Below are 4,771 nucleotides of genomic sequence, written 5' to 3'. Positions count from 1 at the left end.
GGCGGTGGCGCGCCTTCGCGCCAGCCTTGAGGCCGGCCGATCACCGGTCTACAAAAAAGACAGTTGCTCCCCGGTGCGCCGGCTTTCTGGCCACCGTCGTCCGCGTGATGCAGAGCACCACAACGAACTTGACATCAGCGTCGGGATGCCAGGACCGCGCGACTTGACCGTGCGCATCGGAATTGTTCGTCCGCGCGGGCAATCCCACGCGCAATCCGACACGCCCATCGCATCCCACACTCAGCGTTCGTGACGACCGCGATACGCCCCTCTTGCTGTGAGGCGGGACGCGCGGAAATCTGCGCCTGATTTGCCCGACGGCGCAAGGACTTTCGTGCGACGAACTAACACGACGGGGCAATTCGTGCATGAGCGTCATGCGCGATCTGCCCGTCGTGCGGACATCACGTGCATTCTCCCTGTCACCAACATCACGCGGCGTTGGCAGGTCGATCCCGGACTCTCCGAACCGATGCGCCGCGATTAATTATCGCTGATGGACGCGGCTCAAGGCTCGCCGAGACCGCGAGCCAAGCACAAACATTGATTTGGCCGCGGTTCGATGCCACCTTTCGCGATCTCCGACACTTCTTCTCTTCAGGAACGTGAGGCGATCTGGGATGCGCGTCCTGCTGTCGGAAGGATCAGGCCTCACGTCGCGTCAGGTCGCCGGGCGCCTCGGCGCGCTCGGACATGAGGTCGAGATCCTATCCTCGACGCGGATCTGCCTGTCGCGCTTCACCCGGCATGTGCGGGCGGTTCATGACGTGCCGCGGTTCGGACGCGATCCGTTCGGATGGCTCGCCGCGGCAGAACGCATTGCAGCCGAGCGAAAGGTCGATCTGCTGTTTCCGACGCAGGAGCAGGTGACGGTGCTCTCGGCAAGATTGCCGCAGCTTCGGGTCACCACGATCGCGCCGCCGTTCAAAAGTCTCACGCGGGTTCAAGACAAGATATCCGCCTTTCATACGCTCGAAGCCGCAAGCGTGCCACAGCCGCCCACGACGATGGTCTCGCGGATCGAGGATCTCCGTGACGTCGCAGCCTATCCCGTTTTTCTGAAGCGCCCCGTCAGCACGGCAAGCTCGGGCGTCCGCAGGGCGCGAAACGCCGCCGAGCTCAGTGCAGCCGCGCGCGAGCTTGGACTTGGTGACGGCTCGGCGTTGATTGCCCAGGCTCAGGTGGCAGGGCCGCTCGCAATGGTGCAGGCCGTTGCCAACCGCGGCCGGCTGGTTGCGCATCATGCCTGCCTTCGCGTGCGCGAGGGCGTCGGTGGCGGAGCGTCGCTGAAGCAGAGCATCGTGCTGCCCGGTCTGGCCGTCATGCTGTCGCGGCTGGTCGCGTTGCTGGATTGGCACGGTGGGCTGTCGATGGATGTGATCATCGCCGATGGCGGACCGGTCATCATTGATGTCAATCCCCGGCTGGTCGAACCTGCCAACGCCTTCGCGGCGGGTGTGGATCTCGTTGCGGCGATGATCGATGCGGCCATTGGTGCTGCGACTGGGGAATGTCCGGCCGGGGCCGCCGGCGTGCGGACCCGCCAGACGCTGCTGGCGATCCTTGGCGCCGCCGAGCAGACGGGGGCGCGGATCGCGGTGTTGCGCGAAGCGATCGATGCGATTGCGGCACGCGGCGACTACGCCGGATCAACCGAGGAACTGACGCCAGTCGCGGGCGATCCGCTTGCGCTCGTTCCCGTCATCGCTGCGCTCGGCGCGTCGCTGATCCGCCCGTCGCTATGGCGCAAATTCCATAGCGGCGCCGTTGGTCCCTACGCAGTCACGCCGGAGGCGTGGGCAGAGATTCTGGCTGCGGCGGCTTGATAGCGCAGACCGCCGCGGTGATCCGGCGAGGATTGCGCGTTTTCAATCCCTCTGGACTTAACTCATTCACACGGTGGTCGCATATCTAATGACAACTAACGTGACGGGCAGTTCGTGCATGAAGCTCATGCGCAAACTGCCCGTCGTACAACGTCTGATGCGGCTTGGTCGCTGCTGCCTCGTCGGCAAGCTACAGCAAGCCGACCTTGTGCATCATGTCGCGGATCTGCGCCGGACTGGGATCACCGGCGGCCGGGCTCGACCACTCGCCGGTCGTCGTTGCCGGGCCCCTGGCAACCGAGCCGGATCCGTTGGGCTTGCCATTGGGCGCCTGCGGCGCCAGCGTCGGAGACGTCGCGGCGTTCTGCGCTTCGCCGCGCGCCAGTCCCAGCAGACGACGAAGGACGTCGAGCGAGGGATCGGCCGCGGGCGCGGAGGCGACGCCCGCCTCCAGGCCGAGGGCGCGCATCGCATTCGGCAGTCCGGCTCCCGCACGATTGGGGTCGCCGAACTGCAGCGGCGTCGACGTCTCCTTCAGGATCTGGAACAGCCGCTCCACACGCCGTCCGTCGCGCGTCGCGAACGGGCCCTTGAAGTCGGGATGATGCGCCAGCACCAGCGCGGCAAGGCCGGTGACATGCGGCGTCGCCATCGAGGTGCCGTCCCACGCCCCGAATCCATCGGCCGGCAGCGAGGACACGATGCCGACGCCGGGCGCGCAGACGTCGATCTCCGGCCCGAAGCAGCTGAACTTCGCCGGAAAATATCCGTCGCTGCTGCGGAAGCCGTCCAGCGCCTGCTGGGCGTGGAAGCTGTCCTCGGGAAACTCGCCCCATTTGCCCATCGCGGCGACCGACAGGCAATGCGGCGTCGAGCCGGGAAACTGGACCGGCCCCGACGAATTTCCCGCGGCGACGATACAGGCGAGGCCCATCTGCTTGGCCCGCAGGATGCGCTCCTCGATGATCTGCGACGGCTCGCCGCCGCCCAGGCTCATATTGGCGACGTCGATGCCGTTCTCCATGCAGTAGTCGAGCGCCGAGACGAGATCGCTGAACCGGCCCCCCGGGAAGATCCGGCAGACATGGATTTCGGCCGCCGGAGCGAAGCCGCGAATGCCGCCGCCGCTGCCGACCGGCCCGCCGGCGATGATCCCGGCGCAATGCGAGCCGTGACCGATGGTATCGATGGTCCAGCTCGCGGGATCATTGCCGACGATGCTCTTGCCGATCGTGACGCCGTGCAGATTGCGATGCGTTGGTGCTGCGCCGGAATCGATCACCGCGATCTTCACGCCCGCGCCATTGTAGGCGAGGGGCACGCGATCGAGGCCCATCGCGCGCTGGCCCCATCCCAGCAATTGCTGGCCGGGAAAGCCGCGCAGGTAGGCGCCCAGCGTCTTCGCGGCAATGCGATTCACGCTGTCGGGGGTCAGTTGCGGACGGTCGAGCCAGAAGGTCCAGTAATCGACCCGCGGCTTGATCAGGATCGAGCGGATGGTGTCGGGCGTTTCGCCCTGAATCTTGAGCGTGACACGGCCGCTGGCGTTGGTGACGCCCTGAACCGGCCACACGCTGCCGAACACGTAGACTTCCACTTCCGGCAGCGGACCGCTCTCGCCGACCACTTCGATCGTCGTCGAGAAGCCGTCGGCCAGGGGAATGAGAACGCCGGGATTGGGAAGCTGGTGCGGCGCCGGAGTCTGCGGAACGGTCGGATCGAGCATGTAGGTGAGCGGCGCATCGCGCTCGACCGCGAGCCGCGCTCCGGCCTGGGCCTTGAGCAATTCGGCCTTGTCGGGCGTCATGCGGGCCAGCACCATGGGGCCGAGCGGCGCCTGTCCCGGGTCGGCGCTCTGAAATCCGAGCAGCCGCGGCGGCTGAATCGTTTTCACCACGTCGATGTCGGGAGTGTTTGTCAGTTGCTGGACGATGAAGTCGGCGCTGAAGGTCGCAAGCCCCGTCTGCTGGCGCGGGGCCAGGATGTACTGCGCCCGCCGCTGCGAGATCGTTGCGCCGGGTTGGCCCGTTGCTGGCGCCGCCGTGCCGCCGTCGCTGCGACCGGTCCCTGGCGAGGCAGGGGCTGATGCGGCGGTCACCCGTGCTGCGGCCTGCGGTGCGGCAGCGGCCTCGGCTGAGGGCTGCTCCGCTCCAGGCTGCGCTCCGGTGCCGTTGACGGCCGTGCCGGCCGCATCCTTCTGATCAGAGATTTCGGATTTGCTTCGTGCGGCCATCTGCGGGCTCCTTCATCCTCGCTCGTGACATCGTCGGGGGCGCGGCTGGAGTCAGCCGGCGCCAAAGGGTTTCAGTGGAGCGTTCGGCTCGACCACGATCGTGCTGAAAGTCGATCGGAGGCGATCGGCCTGGCTCTTCGTCATCGACAGGATGACGACGTCGGGGGCGACCTGACCGATGCGCTTCACGCCGGGCTCGCGGCTCAGATGATCAGCAAGCTGGCCGGACTTGACCGGCTCGCCCTGCACGATGAATTCCTGCTCCGAGTTCGGATCCGGCATGCCTCGCTCCCTCCATGTCAGGTCGGCGGTGGGCGGACCTTCGGCGCGCCCACCGTCTCACTCGCTTGCATCCGCGTTGCGAATGTCGCGGATCGTTGCTTCCAATCGGTCTAGTGCATCGTGCCGGTGGGCTGGCCGGTGCTGAAGATGCCGAGCGTATGCCCGATGTTGAGGCCGGTCTGCGCGCCCTGTCCGATCTTCTTGAGCACGCTCCAGAAGCCCTGCAGCTCCATGTCGGTCGGCTGCGCCGCCGCGGCGGCCTGCGGGCCGGCGCTGAAGATGCCGAGGTTGTGGCCGACATCGAGGCCGGTCTGGACGCCCTGTCCGATCTTCTTGAGCACGCTCCAGAAGCTCTGCAGCTCCATGTCGGTCGGCTGCGCCGCCGCGGCGGCCTGCGGGCCGGCGCTGAAGATGCCGAGGTTGTGGCCGA

General features: G+C 66.8%; 4 protein-coding genes and 1 pseudogene. 2 read left to right on the top strand and 3 right to left on the bottom strand.

Annotated elements, in window-relative coordinates; genetic code table 11:
- Both ACQR1F_RS32095 and ACQR1F_RS32090 read left to right on the top strand, forming a co-directional pair.
- Positions 1-253: pseudogene (locus ACQR1F_RS32095) on the top strand (hypothetical protein); the annotation flags it as partial.
- A gap of 367 nt (positions 254-620) precedes the next feature.
- Positions 621-1,826 (top strand): ATP-grasp domain-containing protein, encoded by a 1,206-nt coding sequence (locus ACQR1F_RS32090; RefSeq protein ID WP_434914547.1) that lies wholly within the window; start codon positions 621-623, stop codon positions 1,824-1,826.
- Between the two features lie 190 nt (positions 1,827-2,016).
- Here the strand turns inward: ACQR1F_RS32090 and ACQR1F_RS32085 are convergent, their stop codons facing one another.
- The 3 genes from ACQR1F_RS32085 to ACQR1F_RS32075 all read right to left on the bottom strand — a co-directional run.
- The gene (locus ACQR1F_RS32085) at positions 2,017-4,059 is read right to left on the bottom strand and encodes a S8 family serine peptidase (protein WP_434914546.1); all 2,043 of its coding nucleotides are present in this window, start codon (positions 4,057-4,059) and stop codon (positions 2,017-2,019) included.
- 51 nt (positions 4,060-4,110) lie between these two features.
- Complete coding sequence (locus tag ACQR1F_RS32080) at positions 4,111-4,341, bottom strand: hypothetical protein (protein WP_316183701.1); 231 nt, start codon at positions 4,339-4,341, stop codon at positions 4,111-4,113.
- 110 nt (positions 4,342-4,451) lie between these two features.
- Positions 4,452-4,771 (bottom strand): hypothetical protein (locus ACQR1F_RS32075; protein ID WP_434914545.1); only part of this gene is annotated, 320 nt, incomplete at its 5' end.

It is taken from the genome of Bradyrhizobium sp. HKCCYLS3013 (assembly GCF_051167615.1).
In the GTDB taxonomy this organism is placed as follows: domain Bacteria; phylum Pseudomonadota; class Alphaproteobacteria; order Rhizobiales; family Xanthobacteraceae; genus Bradyrhizobium.
This window is presented reverse-complemented; position numbering and strand designations above follow the sequence as displayed.